Origin of the sequence: Actinocorallia herbida, assembly GCF_003751225.1 — a bacterium.
Classification (GTDB): Bacteria; Actinomycetota; Actinomycetes; order Streptosporangiales; family Streptosporangiaceae; genus Actinocorallia; species Actinocorallia herbida.
The window spans coordinates 7,319,327-7,341,189 of sequence record NZ_RJKE01000001.1 but is presented as its reverse complement, the minus strand read 5'-3'; the positions used below and the strand labels follow the sequence as shown (position 1 = coordinate 7,341,189).

General features: G+C 71.6%; 18 protein-coding genes. 15 read left to right on the top strand and 3 right to left on the bottom strand.

The window, feature by feature from the left end; genetic code table 11:
• The first annotated feature begins 41 nt into the window (after positions 1-41).
• Positions 42-1,175: an N-methyl-L-tryptophan oxidase gene (gene solA / locus EDD29_RS33475; RefSeq protein ID WP_148086178.1), complete on the top strand. Its 1,134-nt coding sequence runs from the start codon at positions 42-44 to the stop codon at positions 1,173-1,175.
• A 93-nt stretch (positions 1,176-1,268) separates the two neighbouring features.
• On the opposite strand, the gene EDD29_RS33470 is transcribed toward solA, so the two are convergent.
• Positions 1,269-2,804 carry an IS200/IS605 family element transposase accessory protein TnpB gene (locus EDD29_RS33470; RefSeq protein WP_148086177.1) on the bottom strand — a complete coding sequence of 512 codons (1,536 nt, stop codon included), beginning with the start codon at positions 2,802-2,804 and terminating at the stop codon, positions 1,269-1,271.
• A gap of 305 nt (positions 2,805-3,109) precedes the next feature.
• Here EDD29_RS33470 and EDD29_RS45895 point away from each other — a divergent pair, with 305 nt between their 5' ends.
• Entirely contained in the window at positions 3,110-3,259 is a 150-nt protein-coding gene (locus EDD29_RS45895) for a hypothetical protein (protein WP_170201688.1), read from the top strand.
• Positions 3,260-3,341: 82 nt separating this feature from the next.
• Here the strand turns inward: EDD29_RS45895 and EDD29_RS33465 are convergent, their stop codons facing one another.
• Positions 3,342-4,055: a GntR family transcriptional regulator gene (locus tag EDD29_RS33465; RefSeq protein WP_211360073.1), complete on the bottom strand. Its 714-nt coding sequence runs from the start codon at positions 4,053-4,055 to the stop codon at positions 3,342-3,344.
• A 608-nt stretch (positions 4,056-4,663) separates the two neighbouring features.
• Here EDD29_RS33465 and EDD29_RS33460 point away from each other — a divergent pair.
• The 3 genes from EDD29_RS33460 to EDD29_RS45025 are packed head-to-tail and all read left to right on the top strand — an operon-like array spanning position 4,664 to position 8,106.
• Complete coding sequence (locus tag EDD29_RS33460) at positions 4,664-5,995, top strand: Rieske 2Fe-2S domain-containing protein (protein WP_123668261.1); 1,332 nt, start codon at positions 4,664-4,666, stop codon at positions 5,993-5,995.
• Positions 5,988-7,511: a glutamine synthetase family protein gene (locus EDD29_RS33455; protein ID WP_211360072.1), complete on the top strand. Its 1,524-nt coding sequence runs from the start codon at positions 5,988-5,990 to the stop codon at positions 7,509-7,511. The genes EDD29_RS33460 and EDD29_RS33455 overlap by 8 nt, the downstream gene beginning before the upstream one ends.
• Entirely contained in the window at positions 7,489-8,106 is a 618-nt protein-coding gene (locus EDD29_RS45025; RefSeq protein WP_148086176.1) for a hypothetical protein, read from the top strand. The genes EDD29_RS33455 and EDD29_RS45025 overlap by 23 nt, the downstream gene beginning before the upstream one ends.
• Here EDD29_RS45025 and EDD29_RS33450 read toward each other — a convergent pair.
• Positions 8,022-8,393, bottom strand: coding sequence for a DUF1330 domain-containing protein (locus EDD29_RS33450; RefSeq protein ID WP_123668260.1), 372 nt, complete (start codon positions 8,391-8,393; stop codon positions 8,022-8,024). The two genes, EDD29_RS45025 and EDD29_RS33450, sit on opposite strands and share 85 nt — an antisense overlap.
• A 169-nt stretch (positions 8,394-8,562) precedes the next feature.
• Here EDD29_RS33450 and EDD29_RS33445 point away from each other — a divergent pair, with 169 nt between their 5' ends.
• From EDD29_RS33445 to EDD29_RS33400, 10 genes are all read left to right on the top strand, one after another.
• On the top strand, positions 8,563-9,603 hold the full coding sequence (locus tag EDD29_RS33445) for a LacI family DNA-binding transcriptional regulator (protein WP_342774483.1): 1,041 nt from the start codon (positions 8,563-8,565) through the stop codon (positions 9,601-9,603).
• Between the two features lie 164 nt (positions 9,604-9,767).
• Positions 9,768-11,894, top strand: a complete 2,127-nt coding sequence (locus EDD29_RS33440; RefSeq protein WP_246053525.1) for a glycoside hydrolase family 36 protein — start codon at positions 9,768-9,770, stop codon at positions 11,892-11,894.
• 64 nt (positions 11,895-11,958) lie between these two features.
• Entirely contained in the window at positions 11,959-13,272 is a 1,314-nt protein-coding gene (locus EDD29_RS33435; protein ID WP_123668257.1) for an ABC transporter substrate-binding protein, read from the top strand.
• 77 nt (positions 13,273-13,349) lie between these two features.
• The gene (locus EDD29_RS33430) at positions 13,350-14,324 is read left to right on the top strand and encodes a carbohydrate ABC transporter permease (RefSeq protein WP_123668256.1); all 975 of its coding nucleotides are present in this window, start codon (positions 13,350-13,352) and stop codon (positions 14,322-14,324) included.
• A complete protein-coding gene (locus EDD29_RS33425; protein WP_123668255.1) occupies positions 14,321-15,178 on the top strand; it encodes a carbohydrate ABC transporter permease in 858 nt (285 codons plus the stop codon). The genes EDD29_RS33430 and EDD29_RS33425 overlap by 4 nt, the downstream gene beginning before the upstream one ends.
• Before the next feature lie 77 nt (positions 15,179-15,255).
• Positions 15,256-15,927, top strand: coding sequence for an L-ribulose-5-phosphate 4-epimerase (locus tag EDD29_RS33420; protein ID WP_425454993.1), 672 nt, complete (start codon positions 15,256-15,258; stop codon positions 15,925-15,927).
• A 26-nt stretch (positions 15,928-15,953) separates the two neighbouring features.
• Positions 15,954-17,444, top strand: a complete 1,491-nt coding sequence (gene araA, locus EDD29_RS33415; protein ID WP_123668254.1) for an L-arabinose isomerase — start codon at positions 15,954-15,956, stop codon at positions 17,442-17,444.
• A 71-nt stretch (positions 17,445-17,515) separates the two neighbouring features.
• Positions 17,516-19,159, top strand: coding sequence for a ribulokinase (gene araB, locus EDD29_RS33410; protein ID WP_123668253.1), 1,644 nt, complete (start codon positions 17,516-17,518; stop codon positions 19,157-19,159).
• A gap of 119 nt (positions 19,160-19,278) precedes the next feature.
• Positions 19,279-20,448 (top strand): FHA domain-containing protein, encoded by a 1,170-nt coding sequence (locus EDD29_RS33405; RefSeq protein ID WP_123668252.1) that lies wholly within the window; start codon positions 19,279-19,281, stop codon positions 20,446-20,448.
• Entirely contained in the window at positions 20,445-21,860 is a 1,416-nt protein-coding gene (locus EDD29_RS33400) for a serine/threonine-protein kinase (RefSeq protein WP_123668251.1), read from the top strand. Before EDD29_RS33405 ends, EDD29_RS33400 begins: the two co-directional genes overlap by 4 nt.
• Positions 21,861-21,863: the final 3 nt, after the last annotated feature.

Here is a 21,863-nt window from a genome sequence, read left to right as displayed (position 1 = left end):
GCCGGGCAGTGCCGAAGCAGAACGTCGAGAAGAAGGTGGACATGTCCGAGCGAGTTGAGGGGTTCGCCTCCGACGGGTACGACGCGATCGTTGTCGGGGCCGGGGTGCACGGGTCGTCCGCGGCATGGCGGCTCGCCGCGCGCGGGGCCCGGGTGCTGCACCTCGAGCAGTTCGAGGCCGGGCACGCGCGGGGCTCGTCGCACGGGCCGACCCGGATGATCCGGCGGGCCTACCCGTCCGACGTGTGGGACGGGCTCGTCGACCGGGCCTACGCGGCGTGGGACCTCCTCGAAGCCGAGTCCGGCCGCGAACTCGTCACCCGGACGGGCGGGCTCTACGCCCGCCCGGTGGGGGAGGAGGCCGCGGGGCTGCGGGGGCCCGACTGCGAACCCGTCGACTTCAAGCGCGCGGCCGAGATCTTCCCCGGCCTTTCGCTGGGCCCGGAATTCGGTGCCGTGTTCGACCCGAACGCGGGCGTCATCGACGCGGCCGGCTCGCTGACGGCCCTCGCCGACCTGGCCCGCGCCCACGGCGTCGAGCGCCACGACGGAACCCCGGTCCTGTCGTTCGCCTCCGACGCGACCGGCGTCACCGTGCGGACCCCCAAGGGCTCCGCGAAGGCCGCCCACCTCGTGATCTGCGCGGGCCCCTGGACCGCCGGCCTCCTCCCCGAGTTCACCGACGTCCTCCGCGTGATCCGCATCGTCAACATCCACGTCGCCTCGGCGAACGAGCCCCTGCTCGCACCCCCGTCGCTGGGCAGCTTCTCCGTCGACGTCCCCGGCATCGGCCTCATGTACGGCATCCCCGCCTTCGACGGCAAGGCCGTCAAGGTCGGCCTGGACCTGGGCCCCGACGACGACCCGGCGGCCTCGCCCGCCCCCGTCACGGCCGAGGAACGCGAGACCCTCCACGCCTTGGTCCGCCGCTTCCTCCCCGCCGCCGACGGCCCCATCACCGAAGACCTCGCCTGCCGCTACACCATGGCCCCCCGCAACCGCTTCGCCATCGGCCCCCTCCCCACCCGCCCCCACGTCCTCGTCGCCGCCGCCTGCTCCGGCCACGCCTTCAAATTCGGTCCCGCCATCGGCGAAGCCCTGGCCGACCTCGTCCAAGGCGCCCCCCGCCCCGACCTCGCCTTCCTCCAGCCCTCCCACATGCTGCGGCCGGTGTAGCGCCACACCGTTCCTGAGCACTGTCCAGGAGTGTTCCCCCTGGGATCAGTGCGTCTGTCCCGAACGGTGCTGGACAGACTGGCCCCCTCGCTTTCACGCGCCCGGTGGAGCGGCGGATCGTGTCCGCCCTCCGGTCCGGGCCGGGCGGGGTTCCTCACGTCCGGGGTCGTGGTGCCGGGCCTGGGCGGTCCGATGCCCCGCATCATCACTCCGGTGATGCGGGGGCGGTGCCGTCCGACGCCGGGCGCCATGGCCCTGGGCGCGCCGTCCGATCACGAGGCTCGCGGCCTCATGACGGCTGGTCTTGGTCTTGCGTGTGCTGGTGGCCTGCTGCCAATACCGCGCTCCCCACCGGCTGGTGTAAGCCGCATCCACCGCCACCAACGCGATCCCCTGCTCAGCGGCCATCGACACCAGCCGGGCCTTCAGCCGGCCCGTCGGGATCCCGTGAACGACCCGGCGCAGACGCCGCCCGCCGTGCCTCTCGCGGGACTTGACGTCACCGAAGTCGAGATCCTCGATGGCGATCGCCGCGACACCGAGACGGCGCGCCCAGTGCAGGAGCCGGGTGAGGGCGTGGCGGAGCTGCGCGTCCCGATGAGAGGCGCTGCCCGACAGGTCGTAGAAGAACCGGCGGGGCCTGCCGATCGGGTTGCCGTGCGTGTCGAGGTGCCAGGCGGCGAGGTGGTCGGCATTGGTGTCGACCCCGACCACACCAGCAGCCAGAGCGGCCTCCAGCGGGATCGTCTGCACGGGCGTCCGCTGCCAGGATGCGTCCACGTACCAGCGGCCCCGTGCGGGGTCCAGGTGGATGCGGTAGGCCACCGCCCGGTCCGCCTCGACCCGGTCCGCCCACTCCCGGCCCCGATGGGCGAAGCAGGCGCGGGCGGCCAGCGTGTACCGGCCGTGGGGGGCGTTGGCGAGACCGGCCAGGGGGGTGGGCAGTTTGATCGACACCTGCCCATCGGGAGTGACGCGCAGGGTCTCGTTGCCGTACCGCTTGCCGGTCTCACCGTCGGCGGACAGGAACCAGCGGGCCGCCTCCCACCGCTCCCGCCACTGCTTCTCACTCATCCTGGCGGCCTCCAGTTGATGCCGGCCACGAGCAAGGCTCTTTCCGCCCCGCACGACGCGCACCCTGCCCCCGGCCCGGTCCGCTGCGACCTGCTGCCGGCGCTGCTTCAGCACCCTCAGGCGACGGGACTTCCCGAACCACTCCATAGCCGACCGGTACCCGCCCGGCACACCCCGAGCGCCTTTCTGCCCGACCGGCAGGGCGAGACGGTGGCTGATCGTGGTGATGGCGGTGTCGAGGGTCGTGATGTGGGCGGTCTGGGAGCGGCGGGCCAGCGCCCACTGATCGTGGGAGGCCTTGGTGATCGCGCCCGCCCACCTCGATGACGATCCCCCGGTCAACTCCCGCTTGCGCTCCGCCCACCGCTGTGCGCTGTGGCCAAGCCCGTCACCGCAGCGCGCCTTGAGGTCCTGGGACGCCAGCGATCCCAGATGTGCGCCGACCCGGCGCAACACCTCCTCGTCGGCCGCGGTGAGGTCTTTCAGGCGGGTCCGCACCGACACCCCGCAGGCCTCCGCAACCAGAAACGGCGCGGCCATCGACCGCAGCGGCATCGACCCACCCACAGCAGACGACCCCCTTCACCTGGCCGAAGTCACCGAATGTGATCGGATGAGAACCTACTCCCGATGTCAGGGTCATGTCCGGGGAATCGGACAACACACAGTCCACGCCATGCTGCCGGAACCAGCGGCCACACCCCGACCAGGAGACACGACGACCAGCACCACCAGCACCACGGACACCACGGATACGACCTTGTGGGCGCTTCCGAACACTCCTGAACACTCAGCGGGCAACAGTTCAATACCCCGCATCGGAGCAAGGCCCGGCCTCGAGGCCGGGCCTTGCTCCGCGCGTGTTCGCCGCCCTGCGCGGACGCGTCCCGGCCGTCGTCGACGGCCGGATGAACGCCGTCCAGACCTTTGTGTTCGGCCGGCTGAGGCCGGCCTGGGCGGCCGCCCGGATCTCGGAACGCGCGCTGCGCCCCTCGGCCACGCGCTCCTGAGCCGGCCCGCGCCTTCGGCTCGTCCGTTGAGCGGAACGTGAAAGCGCCCGGCCGGGGAGGGCGGGCGCTTTCGGGGGAGGGGTCAGCCGCGGAAGACCGTGGCGGTGCGGCGTTCGTACCAGCGGGCCAGTTGCTCGCCGGCGGCGAGGACGTGGTCGCGCATTTCGCGGCGGGCCAGTTTGGGGTCCTCGGATTCGAGGGCGGCGACGATGCGCTCGTGTTCGTGGAGGTTGTCGGCCTGGTGGCGGTGGTCGTCCTGGAGGACGTTGGCGGAGACGTTGCGGGGGAAGGCCTCGTTGATCTCGCGGATGGTGCGGGTGAGGCGGTCGTTGCCCGCGATCTCGTGGATCAGGGTGTGGAAGCGGTCGTTGGCGACCGTGGTCGGCGACATCGGCTCGCCGGGGCGCGGCGGCTCGGCCGGGCGGTCGTTGGCGCGCAGCACCTCGTTGGTGGCGCGCAGCTCGTCGAGCAGGGTGCGGGTGACGCGGCGGACGGCCCGCTCGGCGGCCAGGCCCTCGAGTTCGGCGCGCACCTCGTAGGCCTCGCGCACCTCCCAGGGGGACGGGACGCGCACGACCGCGCCGCGCCGGGGCAGCACCTCGATGAGCCCGCCGGCCTGGAGCTGGCGGAGCGCCTCGCGGATGGGGGTGCGGCTGATGCCGAGCTGTGCCGCGAGTTCGGCCTGGCGGAGCTGCGCGCCGATGGGGATCTCGCCCGACATGATGCGGGCGCGGATCGCGGCGGCGGTCTCGTCCACCAGGGCGCTGCGGCCCAGGGAGGTCGCGTCGGAGTCCACGGTTGGGGACCTTTCGGAGGGCGGCCCGCCCCCGCGCCGCGGTACCGGCCTCGGAGCGAGTCGCATGGATCCAAGAAATCGCTTCTGGGACGATGATACCAAGCCGTCCTGGACGCGTCTCCGCGCCCTGCCGGGGGGATTCGGACCACCTGGGGCCGAAAGCCGGGGATTTGGGATCCTGAAAGACTTGTTTGGGATTCGAAAGTGAGGATCTTCCTCGGGCGGCGACGGGTGCGTGCGGGACGCGCGATGCGAAGGGCGGTTCCGGATGTCCGGGACCCGTCCCGGTGCGTTCCGGGCTCCGTGTGCGGGACCGCCGCCCCGAATACGGCCCGGTGCGTCCTCGGGTTTCGGACGTGACGGGTTCGGGGCGGCGCGTCCGGCACGCCGATGTTCCCGCAGGTGGCACCCGGGGAAGCGGCGGTCTTGGTCTGGAATCGGCCCGGGGGCCCAAGATTGTACCGCCGTCCATGCTTGCGGTACGAATTCGGTGATCGGATGACTCGTATCAGCCACATCCTCCCGATATTGGATCCAAACTTGCGATTCTGAGATCCATGGTGAGATATTTGGGATCGTCAGAGCATCCGAGCCGGAAGGGGCCTGCCGTGCTGAAGCACGAGGACAATGTGAAGCTCACCCGAACCGGTCCGGACACGCCGCTGGGCCGCCTCATGCGGGCCTACTGGCAGCCCGCCGCGCTGGTCTCGGAGATGCCGGAGGACCGGCCCGTCAAGGCGGTCCGGTTGATGGGCGAGGATCTCGTCCTGTTCCGCAACGACGACGGCACGTGGGGTCTGATCAGCAGGTTCTGCGCGCACCGAGGCGTCGACCTGTCTTACGGACGCCTGGAGGACGGCGGCCTGCGCTGCCTGTACCACGGCTGGCTCTACGGCCCCGACGGACGCTGCCTGGAACAGCCCGCCGAGCCCCCGCGCAGCGGCTTCGCCGACAAGATCCGCATCCGCAGCTACCCCTGCGAGGAGCGCAACGGCATCGTCTTCGCCTATCTCGGCGCGGGCGACCCCCCGCCCTTCCCCGCGTGGGACTGCTTCACCGCCCCCGACGAGTACACCTTCGCCTTCAAGGGCCTGTGGGAGTGCAACTGGCTCCAGGGCGTCGAGGGCGGCATCGACCCGAGCCATGTGTCGTTCCTGCACAGGTTCGTCGGAGACGACCCGCGCGAGGTGTACGGGCAGCAGTTCAGCGAAGAGGTCGACGGGACGGGGCAGAGGCTCTCGAAGCTGGTCGGCGACCATTACCGTCCGGACATCGAGGTCGAGTCCGCCGAGCACGGGCTGCGCGTCTTCGCGGTGCGGCGGCTCACGGAGGAGATCAACCACGTCCGGGTGACGAACCTGCTGTTCCCCAACGCGTTCGTGGTGCCCTTCGGGAACAGCAAGGTCTTCGTCCAGTGGCACGTGCCGATCGACGACACCAGCCACTACTGGTACATGATCTTCTATGACTTCGCCGAGAAGACGGACAAGGAGACCCTTCTCGCCCAGCGGCTGAAGGAGGTGACGCTCCCGGACTACCGGCCGATCCGCAACAGGGCGAACGACTGGGGCTTCGACCCGGCCGAGCAGCGCGACCTCACCTACACCGGCATGGGCCTCGACATCAACGTGCACGACCAGTGGGCGGTGGAGAGCATGGGCGCGATCCAGGACCGGACCGTCGAGCGGCTCGGGGTGTCCGACCGGGCCGTCACCGCGAACCGGCGGCTGCTGCTGAAGGCGCTGGACGCGTTCGAGTCGGGCAACCCGCTTCCGGCCCAAGCCTTGGACGCCGCTTCCGCGGCCCGTCTTACCGGACCCGTCGCGGTGGACATGGTGAGTGCTTCCGAGGGGTGGGAAGGCAAGTGGCTGCCTCACGATGCCGCCCGGCGCGCCGCCTCTCCGTGGGCCTCCTCGGATGAGGTTCCCGCCGATGCGTAATGTGGACGAAAGGCCGGTCGCGGAAGGCGGCGGCGGACGTGTGGCGATGCCCTCCCTGGCGTGGGGGAGCGGCGGGTTCGTCGAGCGGCACGGGCTGTGGAGCGACGCGCAGTACGCGGCCGCCGCCCAGATGCGCAGGGTCGTCGACGAACTCGGCATCGACCTCGTCCGGGTGTGCTTCGTCGACCAGCACGGGGTGCTGCGCGGCAAGGCGATCACCCGTCCGGCGCTGCCCGGCGTGCTCAAGAACGGGCTGACGGCGCCGTCGTCGCTGCTGCTCAAGGACCCGTCCGGAAAGTCATCGTTCGCGGTGTTCGGGGCGCTGGAACTCGATGGGTACGCCGGATTCGCGGGCGCGGGCGACGTCGTGCTCGTGCCCGACCCGGAGACGTTCCGGGTGCTGCCCTGGTCGGAGCGGACCGGCCTGCTCCTCGCCGACCTCCGCTACCCCGACGGTGGAGCCGTCCCGTACTGCACGCGCGGCATGCTCCGGCGCCGGCTCGCCGCGCTCGCCGACCGGGACCTCGCCCTCACCGTCGGGCCCGAGCTGGAGTTCCACGTCTTCGCCCGCGCCGCCGACGGGATGGACACCGCGAGCGTCGGCAGGCCCGGCCGACCGGGCGCGGCCACCGCCGTGCGGCCGCTCACCCCCGGCTCCCAGCTCCTGCACGTCGAGGCGCTCGACGGCCATGACGGGCTCGTGCGCGCCCTGCACGACGGGCTCGTCCGGCTCGACCTGCCGCTGCGCTCGGTCGAGCTGGAGTTCGGCCCGAGCCAGTTCGAGATCACCCTCGACGCGGGCGACGCCGCGCTCGTCGCCGACCAGGTGGTGCTCGCGCGGACCGCGATCCGGCAGATCTGCCGCCGCCTCGGCCTGCACGCGACGTTCATGTCCCGGCCGCAGGGCGCCGAGACCGCCTCGACCGGATGGCACCTGCACCAGTCGATGTGGAGCCTCTCCACGGGGGAGCCGGTCTTCGCCTCCGCCGACTCGTCTCGGGTCCTGTCAGACGACGGACTGCACTACCTCGGCGGTCTCCTGGAGCACGCGACGGCCGCCGCCGCGTTCACCACCCCGACCGTCAACGGATACAAGCGCTACCAGCCGTTCTCGCTCGCGCCCGACCGGATCCTGTGGGGCCTGGACAACAAGGGCGCGATGGTCCGCGTCGTCGGGACGGGCGGCGACCCCAACGCCCATCTGGAGAACCGGTCCGGCGAGCCCGCCGCGAACCCGTACCTGTACCTCGTGTCCCAGCTCGTCAGCGGCCTGGACGGCCTGGACCGCAAGACCTCGCCCGGCGAGCCGACCGAATCCCCCTACGCCGACGAGGCCGTCCGCCTGCCGAGCACCCTGGGCCACGCCGTCGACGCCTTGGACGCCTCCGCCCTGTTCCGCCGTGCCCTCGGCGACGACGTCGTCAACTGGTACGTCCACCTCAAGCGCGCCGAGTTCGCCCGATACCTGGCGGAGGTATCGGACTGGGAGCAACGTGAGTACTTCGACCTGCTCTGACCACGTCCCGGCCCGAACCCTCCTCGGCAGAACGGGCGCGACCCTGACCGTCGCCTGCGCCGCGGCCCACCTCCCCCTCCTCTTCGGCGACATCGTGCCCGACCTCCCGCGCGTCCTCGTGATGGTCGTCGTCACCGCGGCCTGCCTCACCTGCGCCCCCGTCCTCTGGCGGTCCCCTTCCCCCCACTGCTGGACCAAGACCGCCTTCCTGGCCGCCGCGATGCTCACCCTCCACCTGGGCCCGCACACCGCCACCTCGGGCAGCGTCGTGCCGTCCGCCGCTCACCCGCACTCCACGTCCGTCCTCCCCTCGCTCCCCATGAGCGCGCTGACAGGACTCTCCCTCGCCCAACTGGCCCTCGGCCTCACCGCCCTCGCCCTGATCCCCCTCCGCCGCCGCCGCGCCCCGTCCCTCGCGTCCCGCAGCCCCTACGCGCCCCCGCCTCTCGAACCACCCCAGGACCCCCGCGACCCGGCGGGCGAGCCGTGCCGCGGCGGCCTCGACGTGGGTCAGGGGCTGGAGGGCCAGGCGGTCGTGGCCTGGAGTACCGCCTCGGAGAGGGCGCGGGTGCGGAGGGGGGTGATCTCCTGGTAGCCGGGGTCGGCGATCATCTGGAGGAAGGCGTCGCGAGTGGGGTAGCGGACGACGAGGATCGCGTCCCAGGTGTGGTCGGGGGAGGTGACGAGGGGGGTGGAGTACGCGCCCGCGTACAGGAGGGTGCCTCCGTATTTGGCGAGGAAGGGGGCCGCGCGCTTGGAGTACTCGGCGTACAGGGCGGCCCCTTCGGGGGCGAAGCGGAGCAGGTTGAGCATCACGACGGGTGCCCCGTCGTCCTCGGCGAGGAGCCGTTCGAGGTCCTGCCGGGTGGGATCGACGGCCATGCCCGTCCTCCTCGGTGTAGGTGGCGCCGAGTGTAAGCAGCGGCCCTGTCTGCGCGCACGGCCTCACCGTGAGCTCTGTGCGCGGGCACAGCGCCGATGGGGCGGGGAGTAGAGTTTCGGGGCGTTGGCGGGGCTCGCGCGCGTTCGGGGAGCGCCGGCGGGTTCCGGGGTGCGGGGCCGGGAGGTTCGCGCGGGGGTGAGGGGTGCGGTGCCGAGTATTCGGGATGTGGCGGCGGCCGCGGGGGTGTCGTATCAGACGGTTTCGCGGGTCCTGAATGACTCGCCGCGGGTGCATGCGGAGACCCGGGCCCGGGTCGTCGAGGCGATGGAGCGGTTGGGGTACCGGCCCAGCCGGGCGGCTCGGGCGTTGGGGCTGGGACGGGCTCGGGCGGTGACCGTGGTGACGTCGAACACGACCCTGTACGGCTACGCGTCGGTGTTGCAGGGGATCGAGGGGGAGGCCAGGGAGCGGGGGTTCTCCGTCGGGGTGCGGGTGATCGAGTCGGCCCGGGAGGGCGACGTCCGGCAGGCCGTGGAGTACGCGAGTGATCCGACGGCGGGCGGGGTCGTGGTCGTGGCGTTCGACGAGGAGGGGATGGCGGCGCTCAGGCTGCTGCCGGAGGGCGTGCCCGCCGTGGCGGCGATCGAGCCCGGGGCGGTGCCGGAGACGGACCGCACGGTGATCTGCCTGGACGAGGGCCCGGCGGCGGTGGACGCGACGCGGCATCTCCTCGCGCTGGGGCATCGGACCGTGCACCATGTGGCGATCCCGTCGGAGTCGGGGACACGGGGGCGTGAGGCGGGCTGGCGGCTGGCCCTGGACGGGGCGGGCGCGCCGGTCCCCGAGGTGGTCCCGGCCGGATGGGACGCGAGGTCGGCCTACGAGGCGGGCCGGACCCTGGCGCAGGATCCGGAGGTCACCGCGATCCTCTGCGGCAACGACGACACCGCCCTCGCCGTCCGGCGCGCCCTGTACGACGCGGGCCGTGACGTGCCGGGCGAGGTGAGCGTCGTCGGCTTCGACGACGTGCCCGGGTCGGCCTACTGGACGCCCGCGCTCACCACGGTCCGGATCGATTTCGCCGCCCTCGGCAGGGCCTGCCTGACGGCCCTCGCGGCCGAGCTGGACGGGCTTCCGGCCTCGCCGGCGGTGCTCCCGGTACCTCATCTCGTGGTCCGCGAGTCCACAGCATCGCCGGCCCGACAGTAGGTTAAGTTCCGGTAACAGAACGGCGAACACATCTTCCCATTTGGTGATGTGAACGGTCACACTCCACAATGTGACCGGTCACACGACTGATCGAGGCTGACGCCGACCCCCCACGGACGAGCCGCCACCCCCGACTGATCATGAGGAGCCTGGACTTGAACGCAGTGGACGCCGCGCAGCGCCTGGTGTGGGGGCATGCCGCGCTCACGGTCGCGATCGACACGGCCCCCGGCCGTCCGGTGAGCGTGCGCGCGATCGCCGCGGCCCCCGCCGACGCCCCGCTCACGCAGACCGGTGCGACCGCGCAGCCGCTGGTGGAGATCCTCACCCCCGGCCAGGGCAGGGGCCACGTCTCCGGCCGCTTCTCCGAGACGACGATCGGACGCCGCCTCGCCTTCACCGGCGGCGAGTCCGGCCGTGACGGCGTCTGGCACACCCTCCGGATCGACCTGCGCGACGCCGTCACCGGCCTCGTCGCCCGCGTCCACCTCCGCTCCGCCGACGGCGTCGCCGCCGTCCAGGCCTGGACCGAGGTCGTGAACGAGGGCGCGGAGCCGGTCCTGCTGCTGGGCGTCACGTCCCTCGCCGCGGGCTTCCACGGCCTGCCCGTCCAAGGCCTCGAAGTGGTGCGCGGCGAGGGCGAGTGGCTCGGCGAGGGCCGCTTCACCACGACCGCGCTGCGCGAGGGCCCCGCGGTCGAACTCGACCTGCCCGCGCACGGCCCGCAGCACGGCCGCGGCCGGTTCGCCGCGATCAGCACCGGCGCCTGGTCCACCGGCGGCGCGCTGCCGACCGGTGCGCTCCTCGATCCCGCGTCCGGGCAGGCCTGGGCCTGGCAGGTCGAGCAGAACGGCGCCTGGCGCTGGGAGGTCGCCGAGCGTCTCGACGGCGCCTACGCCGCCTTCACCGGCCCGAACGACATCGACCACCAGTGGTCGCAGCGGCTCGCCGCTGGCGCGTCCTTCACGACCGTGCCGGTCTCCCTCGCCACCTCGGCGACGGGTTTCGACGGCGCCGTCGCCGCGCTCAGCGCGCACCGCCGCGCGATTCGCCGCCCGCACCCCGACACCGCGGCCCTCGCCCTGGTCTTCAACGACTACATGAACACCCTCATGGGCGACCCGACGACCGAGAAGCTGCTCCCGCTGATCGACGCCGCAGCCGAGGCGGGCGCGGAGATCTTCTGCATCGACGCCGGCTGGTACGACGACACCGGCTACTGGTGGGACGGCGTCGGCGCCTGGGAGGCCTCGACGACCCGGTTCCCCGACGGCGGCCTGGAGAAGGTCGTCGCGCACATCCGCGAGCGCGGCATGCAGCCGGGCCTGTGGCTGGAGCCCGAGGTGATCGGCGTGCGCAGCCCGCTGGCCGACGAGCTGCCCGCCGAGGCCTTCCTCCAGCGCGACGGCGTCCGCGTCGTCGAGCACGGCCGCTACCACCTCGACCTGCGCCACCCGGCCGCGATCGCGCACCTGGACGCGACCGTCGACCGCCTGGTCGAGCAGTACGGGGTCGGCTTCTTCAAGCTCGACTACAACATCGACCCGGGCGCGGGCACGGACCTGGCCGCCGACAGCGTCGGCGCCGGCCTGCTGGCGCACAACCGGGCGCACCTGGCCTGGCTCGACGGCGTCCTGGACCGCCACCCCGAGCTGATCCTGGAGAACTGCGGCTCCGGCGCGATGCGCATGGACTACGCGCTGCTCTCCCGGCTCCAGCTCCAGTCGACCACCGACCAGCAGAGCTTCACGCTCTACCCGCCGATCGCCGCCTCGGCGCCACTGTCGGTGCTGCCCGAGCAGGCCGGCAACTGGGCCTACCCGCAGCCGGAGATGACGCCCGAAGAGGCCGCGTTCTGCCTCGTCACAGGCATGCCCGGCCGTATGTACCTGTCCGGCCACCTGGCCCGGATGACGGACGCGCAGCTCGCCTCGGTCCGCGCGGCCGTCGCCGTGCACAAGGACGTCCGCGCCGAGCTCGCCCGGTCCGTCCCGGTCTGGCCGCTGGGTCTGCCCGGCTGGACCGACCCGTGGACGGCGGTCGGCCTCGTCGCCGGAGAGGTCACCTACGTGGCGCTCTGGCACCGCGGCGGCCCGGACTCCGTCGAGCTGTCCTTCCCGCACCTGGCGGGCCGCGATGTGGTGTTGGACACCCTCTACCCGCGCGACCTGCCCCCCTACGAGGCGTCCTTCGACGCGGAAACCGGCGTGCTGTCGGTCTCCGACCCCGTTGAGGCGCCCTTCACCGCACGCTTCCTCCGCATCCGATCTGTCGCCGAGCGCACACACTGAGCAGTTAAGTTTGTCTGTTCCGTGCCGTAAAGCGATCTCCCCCACCCGAGAAAGAGATCAGTCAGTGAAGAAATGGAAGGTCATCGCCGCAGCGGCGTCGCTCGCTCTCGGCGCGGCGGCCTGTAGCGACCCCGGTACGAGCACCTCGACCGACGACGCCGCGGCCATCACCTGGGCGGACCCCACCGCCAAGCTGGACGGCCAGAAGCTGACGATCTGGGCCGCCCAGAACAGCAACACGGTCCCCGAGAAGGTCGTCAAGGGCTTCGAGGCGGCCACCGGCGCCAAGGTCGAGATCGTCACGATCCCCGACCCGTACGAGCAGGGCATCCAGACCAAGGTCGCCACCGGTGACAAGCCGGACCTGGCCTTCTGGCAGCCGACCGCGTCGATGCTGACCGCGATCAACGCCAAGACCAACCTCCAGCCGCTCGACGACGCCCCGTGGCTGTCCGAGCTGTCGCCGGACGTCAAGGACCTCACCGGCCTCCTGAACGACACCCGCTACGCCGCGCTCGTCACGAGCCCGGCCGTGCAGGGCGTCTACTACAACAAGGAGGTCTTCGAGAAGGCCGGCGTCAAGGCCACCCCGAAGAACTTCGCGGACATGGTCGAGACCGCCCGCGGCCTCAAGAGCAAGGGCGTCACGCCGTTCTACGAGATGGCCGCCGACCGCTGGGGCACCCAGTGGTGGGTCCAGGTCCAGCTCGCGGACGCCGCCAAGGACGGCCTGTGGGACAAGGTGAACGCGGGCGAGACCAAGTTCACCGACCCGGTCATCCTCGACACGATCAAGAACTACAAGTCCCTGATCGACGAGGGCCTGTTCAACAAGGACATCAAGACCGCGACGTTCGAGGACCAGGGCAAGGCCCTGCTCAACGGAGACGCCGCCATGGTCGTCCAGGTGAACTCGTTCTTCGGCCAGCTCCAGGCGCTCGCCGAGACCCCCGAGCTGAACGAGAAGATCGGCTTCTTCCCGATCGCGCCGTCCGGCAACGTCGGCACGTACATCCCCGACCAGGCCAACGCCCTCGTCGCCTTCAAGACCGGTGACGCGAAGCGCGAGGCCGCGGCCCGCCAGCTCCTGTCCTACTGGATGGGCCCCGGCTACGCCGACTTCGTCGCCGACCAGCAGACCGTCTCGCTGAAGACGTCCGTCGAGAGCCCCGCGGGCGTTCCGCAGGCCCTGCTCGACGCGCACGCCTCCCTCGGCGACGCCGCGGGGTCCATGCAGGCCCTCGCGATCGCCAACCCGGACCTGTACATCAACCTCGCGGACATGATCACCGGCCAGATGACGCCGGAGCAGGTCGCGAAGGCCACCCAGGACCAGTTCGCCCAGCTCGCCCAGGCGGCCGGAGCCTCGGGCTTCTAGGCCCGAGACGACGACCGCGCGGCCGGACGTCCCGGGCCCACCAGCCCGGGCCGTCCGGCCGGCAAGGAGCCGCCCCTATGCAGACGATCAATGAAACGGCCTCAGGGCCGGAGCCGGAGTCGGCACAGCCCGTCCGGCCGCACCGCGCCACGAAGAAGGCGTCCCAGAAGAAGCCGCGCAACCGCGTCATCAAGCGCACGCACCCCATGTGGTTCCTCGCGCCCGCGTTCGCGATCCTGCTCGTGTTCTTCTTCCTGCCGACGGTCTTCAACTTCATCTACGCCTTCACCGACTGGTCGAGCTTCAAGGCCGAGATCAACCCGGTCGGCACGGACAACTTCGCGAACCTCGCGTCGAACGGGACCCTGTTCCGGGCGCTCCGGATCACGATCGTCTACGCGGTGCTGGTGGCGGTCTTCCAGAACCTCTTCGGGTTCCTCCTCGCGGTCCTGCTGGAGCGCGACACGAAGATCAACCGGATCGCCCGGGTGTTCTTCCTCATCCCCGTGATGATGTCGGCCCTCGCGGTCGGCTACATCTTCCAGGCGCTGCTCAAGCCGGAAGGCAGCCTCAACGGGCTGCTCAGCACGCTGCTGCGGCACGACATCGACTACGCGTGGCTCGCCGACCCGACCTGGACGATCGGCACCGTGGCGGTCATCCACGCCTGGAAGTGGATGGGCCTCTCCATGCTCATCTACCTGGCCGGCCTGAAGACGATCCCGTCGGACGTCCTGGAGGCCGGGAAGATCGACGGCGCGTCCCGCTGGCTGATGTTCTGGAAGATCCGCTTCCCGTTCCTCGCCCCGGCGATCACGTTCAACGTGGCCACCTCGCTGCTCGGCTCGATGAACGGCTTCGACATCGTCCAGGCCACCACCGAGGGCGGCCCCGCCCGGACGACGGAGATCCTCAACATCTTCATCTACCGGACCTTCGGCCAGGGCCTGTTCGCCCAGGCCACGACCATGAGCCTTGTGCTGTTCCTCATCGTGGCGCTCATGGCGTTCCCCGTCATCGGCCTGCTGCGCAAGAGGGAGCAGATCCTGTGAAAGCGACCTCCCCGGGCCGTCCCGGGCTCAGTGACTCCAAGATCTGGACCCGTCTCCAGCCGGTCTTCACCCCGCTGCTGACGCTCGTGGTGATCGGCGTGCCGCTGTGGCTCGTCGTCGCCACGGCGGGCAAGTCGCGCGGTGAGGCGCTCCAGCCGGACCTCTCGCTGCCCTCGAAGTGGCAGCTGTGGGACAACCTCAAGGCGGTCTGGACCGACGGCGGCATCCCGGCGGGCTTCTTCGGCAGCCTCCTCGTGGTGATCCCGTCGGTGATCGGCGTGCTGATCGTCGGCTCGATGGCCGCGTGGATCCTCGCGCGCCGCGCGTCCAAGCTCACCGCCGCGCTGTACGCGCTGGCGATCAGCGGGATCGTGCTGCCCCCGGCCGTCGTCACCCTCGTGCTGCTGCTGCGCCAGCTGGGCCTCGCGGGCAGCGCGGTCGGGATGATCGGCGTCTACATGGGCATCTACCTGTCGACGGTGATCTTCTTCGTCACCGGGTTCGTCCGCACCATCCCCGCCTCCCTGGAGGAGGCCGCGCAGATCGACGGCGCGGGTCCGGTGAAGGTGTTCGTCCGGGTGGTGCTGCCGCTGCTGCGCCCGGTCCTCGCGACCGCCACGATCCTCGTCTGCCTGTACGTCTGGAACGACGTGTTCTACGCGTTCTTCGTCGTCGGCGGACGGCTGGAGACCCTGCCGCTGAACCTGTTCCAGGTGGCGAGCGCGGGCCTCTACCTCAACAACTGGCATCTGATCTTCGCCTACGTGATCCTCATGAGCCTCCCGCTCGTCGTGGTCTTCGCGATCGCGCAGCGGAAGATCATCTCCGGTATCACCAGCGGCGCCGTGAAGTAGCCGCCCCGGGCGGCCCCGCGCCCTCGCCGAAAGACCCGGGCCCTGCGGGGCCGCCGAATGTTAGCGCTAACAAGAAGGTGAGCAAGGTGACGAGCCCTGCCGTACTGTCCGACGTCCGCCGCGAGCTGGCCGACCTGCACCAGGCCCTCATCGAGTCCGGCCTCGTCGTGTGGACCGCGGGCAATGTGTCGGCGCGCGTGGACGATGAGCACTTCCTCATCAAGCCCAGCGGCCTCGCGTACGAGGAGCTGACGCCGGAGTCCATGGTGCTGTGCGACATGGACGGCGAGCCGGTCGACGCCGACGCGCTCAAGCCGTCGTCCGACGTGTTCGCGCACGCCTACGTGTACCGGCACCGCGCCGACGTCGGCGGCGTCGTGCACACCCACTCGACCTACGCGACGGCCTGGGCCGCCCGCAACGAGGCGATCCCCTGCGTGCTGACCGCGATGGCCGACGAGTTCGGCGGGGAGATCCCGGTCGGCCCGTTCGCCCTCATCGGCGGCGACGACATCGGCCGCGGCGTCGTGGAGACCCTCGACGGGCACCGCAGCCCGGCCGTCCTCATGCGCAACCACGGCGTGTTCACCATCGGCGGGTCCGCCCGTTCGGCGGTCAAGGCCGCGGTGATGTGCGAGGACGTGGCCAGGACCGTGCACATCTCCCGGCAGCTCGGCGCGCCGCTGCCGATCGCGCAGCCGGACATCGACTCCCTTTACGACCGCTACCAGAACGTCTACGGCCAGTGAAGGCCCAGAGTGAGAAGGAGGCCGCCGTGGCCGAGCGTGAGATCTGGTTCCTGACCGGAAGCCAGGGCCTGTACGGGGAGGACACCCTCCGGCAGGTAGCCGACCAGTCCAGGGAGATCGCCGACCGGCTCGGCGAGGCCCTGCCCGTCCGGCTGAAGTGGCTGCCGGTCCTCACCGACGCCGCCGCGATCCGCCGGGTCTTCCTCGAGGCCAACGCGGACGACGCCTGCGTCGGCCTGGTCGCGTGGATGCACACGTTCTCCCCGGCGAAGATGTGGATCTCCGGTCTGGACGCGCTCGCGAAGCCGTTCCTGCACCTGCACACGCAGGCCAACGTCGAGCTGCCCTGGGGCACCATCGACATGGACTTCATGAACCTGAACCAGGCCGCGCACGGCGACCGCGAGTTCGGGTTCGTGCAGGCCCGGTTGAACGTGCCGCGCAAGACCATCGCGGGTCACGTGTCCGACCCGGTCGTGGCCGCGCGCGCCGAGGCGTGGGCGCGGGCCGCGCTCGGCGTCGCCGAGCTGCGGACGCTGCGCCTGGCCCGGTTCGGCGACAACATGCGCGACGTCGCCGTCACCGAAGGCGACAAGGTCGAGGCCCAGCTCAAGCTGGGGGTCTCGGTCAACACCTACGGCCTGAACGACCTGGTCGAGGTCGTCGACGCCGTCGCCGACGGGGAGATCACCGACCTCGTCAAGGAGTACGAGGACCTGTACGACGTCGCGCCCGAGCTGCGGGCGGGCGGCGGGCGGCACGCGTCGCTGCGCTACGGGGCCAGGATCGAACTCGGCCTGCGCGCGTTCCTGACGGCCGGCGACTTCGGCGCGTTCACCACCAACTTCGAGGACCTCGGCGGCCTCCGCCAGCTCCCCGGCCTCGCCGTCCAGCGGCTCATGGCCGACGGCTACGGGTTCGGCGGCGAGGGCGACTGGAAGACCGCGACCCTGCTCCGCACCCTCAAGACCGCGGCGACGGGCCTCGCCGGTGGCACCTCCTTCATGGAGGACTACACCTACAACCTCGTGCCCGGCTCCGAGCTGATCCTCGGCGCGCACATGCTGGAGGTCTGCCCGACGATCGCGTCGGCGAGGCCGTCGCTGGAGATCCATCCGCTGGGCATCGGCGGCCGGGAGGACCCGGTCCGGCTGGTGTTCGACGCCGACCCCGGCCCGGCCGTGGTGATCGGCATGGCCGACATGGGGGACAGGTTCCGGCTCGTCGCCAATGAGATCGAGGTCGTCGCCCCGCCCGAGCCGCTGCCCGCGCTGCCCGTCGCGCGCGCCGTGTGGAAGCCGCTGCCGAACCTGCGCACCTCCACCGAGGCGTGGCTGACCGCGGGCGGCCCGCACCACACCGTCCTCACCCGCGCGCTGGACGCCGAGACGCTCCACGACATGTCCGAGATGCTCGGCGTGGAGCTGCTCACCATCGACGCCGACACCACCCCGCGCAGGTTCGCGCAGGAGATCCGCTGGAACCAGGCGTACCACCGCCTGGCCCAGGGCTTCTGACCCCTCGCAGACTCCCCGGGGCCGCGCTCAGTGCCCGAGCGCGCGCCCCGGGGTTCCAGGAGACAACACACATGAGCACCCAGCCCCGTTACACCGTCGGCGTCGACTACGGCACCCTGTCCGGCCGGGCCGTCGTCGTCCGCGTCTCCGACGGCGCCGAACTCGGCTCGGCCGTCCACGAATACAAGCATGCCGTCATCGACCGGGCCCTGCCCGACGGCACCCCGCTCGGCCCCGACTGGGCGCTCCAGTCGCCCGCCGACTGGCTCGAGGTGCTGCGCACCGCCGTGCCCGAGGCCGTCGCCGCCTCCGGGGTCGACCCCGCGGACATCGTCGGCATCGGCACGGACTTCACGGCCTGCACCGTCCTGCCGACGACCGAGGACGGCACCCCGCTGTCGGACCTCTTCCCGGGCCGCCCCCACGCGTGGCCGAAGCTGTGGAAGCACCACGCCGCGCAGAGCCAGGCCGACCGGATCAACGCGCTCGCCGCGGAGCGCGGCGAGGCGTGGCTGCCCCGCTACGGCGGCAAGATCTCCTCCGAGTGGCAGTTCGCCAAGGGCCTCCAGCTCCTGGAAGAGGATCCCGAGCTGTACGCGCGCGCCGACCGGTGGATCGAGGCCGCCGACTGGATCATCTGGCGGCTCACCGGCGTCGAGTCCCGCAACGTCTGCACCGCCGGATACAAGGGCATCTACCAGGACGGCTATCCCTCGGCGGACTTCCTGTCCGCGCTCGACCCGGGCTTCGCCTCCTTCCCCGACAAGCTCGCGCACGACCTCGCCCCGCTCGGCGGCCTGGCCGGGCGGCTCACCGCCGAGGCCGCGGCCTGGACGGGCCTGCCCGAGGGCATCGCCGTCGCGGTCGGCAACGTCGACGCGCACGTCACCGCCGCCGCGGCGGACGCGGTCCGCCCCGGCCAGATGGTCGCGATCATGGGCACCTCGACCTGCCACATCATGCCCTCGGACCGGCTCGCCGAAGTGCCCGGCATGTGCGGCGTCGTCGCCGACGGGATCGTGCCCGGCCTGTGGGGCTACGAGGCCGGCCAGTCCGGTGTGGGCGACATCTTCGCCTGGTACCTCGACAACCAGGTCCCCGCCTCCTACGCCGAGGCCGCGCGCGAAGCCGGGATCGGCCTCCACGAGCACCTGACGAACCTCGCCGCCGCCCAGAAGGTCGGCCAGCACGGGCTCGTCGCGCTCGACTGGCACAACGGCAACCGGTCGGTCCTCGTCGACCACACCCTGTCCGGGGTCATCGTCGGCCAGACGCTGGCCACCAGGCCCGAAGACGTCTACCGCGCCCTCATCGAGGCCACCGCCTTCGGCGCCCGCGTCATCGTGGAGACCTTCGAGAAGTCCGGCGTCCCCGTCGAGGAGTTCATCATCGCCGGCGGCCTGACGAAGAACACCTTCCTCATGCAGACCTACGCCGACATCCTCGGCCGTCCCCTGTCGGTCATCGGCTCGGCCCAGGGCCCCGCCCTCGGCTCCGCCATTCACGCGGCGGTCGCCGCGGGCGAGCACCCCGACATCGTCGCGGCGGCCACCGCCATGGGCCGCCGAGACCAGGCCGTCTACATCCCCGACCCCGCCAACGCCACCGCCTACGACGACCTCTACGCCCTCTTCCTCAGCCTGCACGACACCTTCGCCGACGGCGCGGTCATGCACCGCCTCCGCGCCCTCCGCGCCGCGGCGTTCACCCGCTGACCCGAGGCCCCACCCGGCCCGGTCCCGCGCTCTCGCGGGGCCGGGCCGAAGCATTTCCCCATAGGTCGCCTTTTCGGCTTTCTCCGCTGCACGGGAATGAGTCGTTTTAGGATGCGGCCATGGCGCTGGACCATCTGACGCTGGACATCGAATCCGCGGACTTCATCGTCGACCTGTCCAACGTGGTGCGCAACACCTCGCTGGGCCGGGGGGCGGCGCGGCTGGACAGGTTCGACGGGCTGATCGAGGGCCTGCGGAGATTCGCCAGGGACACGGAGGTCTCCGTCTACGCGGTGGCAGACCGGGCCCTCCTGCACGACCGGGACCTCACCCCGGGGGAGCGGGCGGCGCTCCAGGAATGGGCCGCGGCCGGGCTGATCGAGGTGCGCCCCGTCGCCGACGACCGCATCCTGGAGATCGCGGACCTCGCCGACCGGATGATCGTCACCGACGACAACTACAAGGAGTACCACCGCGCGTATCCGTGGCTCACCGGCAACCGCGACCGCTTCCTCGGCCCCCGGCCCGACCCGCGCGAGCCGGGCGCGGTGACCGTCCGGCGGCGGACCATTCCCGAGCCCCCGGAATGGGAACTGTCCCTCAGCGAGGAGAACCGCGAGATCAAGGACGCGGGATTGCGCGGAAAGGACGCCGAAAGGCTGCGGCGCACCCTTCTGGGCCGCCGCTGGGAATGCCCGGAACCGGGCTGCCCCCTTTTCGGCAGGCCGCGGCGCGGCGGTCAGCCGCTCGCCAGATTCACCCGGAAGGGCGCGGTGTGCCCCACCCACGGAGGCCCGCTGGCCGACCGGGGCAGGGCCCCCCGGCGAGCCCAGGTCAAGGTGCTGATCGAGGGGACCGTCGTCATCCGCTTCACCCTTGAGGAGGGCGCGACGACGCCCGTCGGCCGCGCCCCCCTCGGCGGCGGCATCCCCCTGGCCTCCTGGCTGGGCGCGGGTGCGCTCGCGTCGATGAGCCGCAGCCACGTCGAGCTGATCTGCGCCGCCGAAGGCGTCTTCGTCCGCGACATCAGTAGCAACGGGACGAACCTTCGCAACGGCGACACCCTGACCCGGCTGACCCCGGGCAGACGCCACACGTTCGGCCCCCGCCAGGAGGTCGTGCTGCACGAGAGCGTCGCGCTGACCCTGAGCGGCCGGCGCTACTTCAGCGGCGAGGACGACGAGCCGCCGCCCACGCCGCCCGCCCACGCCGACCCGACGATGCGGGAAGGCCGCGACGGCCGCGTCACGGGCACCACCCGGGGCGGCCGAAGGAGAGGACGCCGATGAACCGTCCGCTGGAACACGGCACGCTGCTCGAAGACAGGTGGATGCTCGGGGAGCCCCTGGGCGAGGGCGCCTACGGCGAGGTCTTCCGCGCGGTGCAGGTCAGGCTGGGTCGCGAGGTCGCGGTCAAGGTGCTCAAGGTCGAGGACATGGGCGACCCGTTCAAGGCGCTCGCCCGGTTCGATCGGGAGGCGCGGGCGCTGAGCACCCTGGAGCACGAGAACATCGTCAGGATCTTCGACCGCGGCGTGCACGACGGACGGCCGTACCTGGTGATGGAGTTCGTGAACGGCCCGACGTTGAAGAGCCTCGGGCAGGGGCCCACGCCGCTGCCGCTCGACCGGGCGCTCGGCTGCACCCGGCAGCTGCTCGCCGCGCTGGCCTACGCGCACGGCCAGCCCCATCCGGTCGTGCACCGTGACATCAAGCCGGAGAACATCCTGGTCGACCGGGACGGCAGGCTGAAGGTCTGCGACTTCGGCATCGCGCGGCTGCCCGGCTCGGGCGTCACCCGTCTCACCTCGATCGGCGCCCGGATGGGCACCCCCTCCTACATGGCGCCGGAGCAGTTCGAGGGCCGTCCCGCCGAGACTCCCAGCGACGTCTACGCCGCGGGCGTCGTCCTGTACTGGCTCCTGTCCGGCCGGAAGCCGTTCCCGGACGGCGAACTCGACGTGCTCTACCGCAGGATCATGGCGGGCGGGCCCGATCCTCTGAACCGGCCCGGCGTGCCCATCGAGCTCGAGCGGCTGGTCGGGCACATGATGGCCAAGGACCCCCTGGCGCGGCCGACCGCGGTGGCGGCCCTGCGCGTCGTCGAACGGGTCATCGAGAACCGGGCGGCCCGGCTCGAGCAGGAGCGCGACGCCGCGACCCTCGGGCCCGGCGCCGTCCGTCCGGAGGCGCCGCCCCCGTCTCCCGCACCGCCCACGAGGCGGCAGGACCCCGTGAAGCCCCCGGCCGAAGCCCCCGCGAAGGCCGCGGCGAAGGCGGCGAAGACCACGACGCCGCAGGCCAAGGCCGCCGCGAAGCCCGCGAAGAGGGCGGTCGTGAAGCAGGCCGCGAAGCCCGTCGTGAAGGCGGCCAAGCCGGTGCCGGGCTCGGCCGCGCTGTCGGACGCGAAGGTCTGGCAGCGGCTCGAAGCCGCCGAGAGGCATCTGGTGAACGGCCGCTACGCCGCGGCCGACACGGGTTTCCGCGCCCTGGTCGTCGACCTTCAGGACCAGCGCGCCAACAAGCACCCCGGCTGGGTCGCCGCACTGTTCGGCAGGGCCAGGGCCCGCTACCACCTCGGCAAGAAGACCGAAGCGCGAACCCGGCTGAAGAACCTGAAGCCCGTCGCCGAGGCGCAGCTGGGCAGGGACCACGCGCTCGTGGCGGCCATCTCCGGTTGCCACCGGGAGTTCCAGGACTGATCG

Bases quoted from the DNA above. Each gene is read 5' to 3' on its own strand.
- EDD29_RS33405 (WP_123668252.1), top strand. From the start codon at position 19,279: ATGGCGCTGGACCATCTGACGCTGGACATCGAATCCGCGGACTTCATC.
- solA (WP_148086178.1), top strand. From the start codon at position 42: ATGTCCGAGCGAGTTGAGGGGTTCGCCTCCGACGGGTACGACGCGATC.
- EDD29_RS33455 (WP_211360072.1), top strand. From the start codon at position 5,988: ATGCGTAATGTGGACGAAAGGCCGGTCGCGGAAGGCGGCGGCGGACGT.
- EDD29_RS33470 (WP_148086177.1), bottom strand. From the start codon at position 2,804: ATGCCGCTGCGGTCGATGGCCGCGCCGTTTCTGGTTGCGGAGGCCTGC.
- EDD29_RS33450 (WP_123668260.1), bottom strand. From the start codon at position 8,393: ATGGCCGTCGATCCCACCCGGCAGGACCTCGAACGGCTCCTCGCCGAG.
- EDD29_RS33400 (WP_123668251.1), top strand. From the start codon at position 20,445: ATGAACCGTCCGCTGGAACACGGCACGCTGCTCGAAGACAGGTGGATG.
- EDD29_RS33430 (WP_123668256.1), top strand. From the start codon at position 13,350: ATGCAGACGATCAATGAAACGGCCTCAGGGCCGGAGCCGGAGTCGGCA.
- araB (WP_123668253.1), top strand. From the start codon at position 17,516: ATGAGCACCCAGCCCCGTTACACCGTCGGCGTCGACTACGGCACCCTG.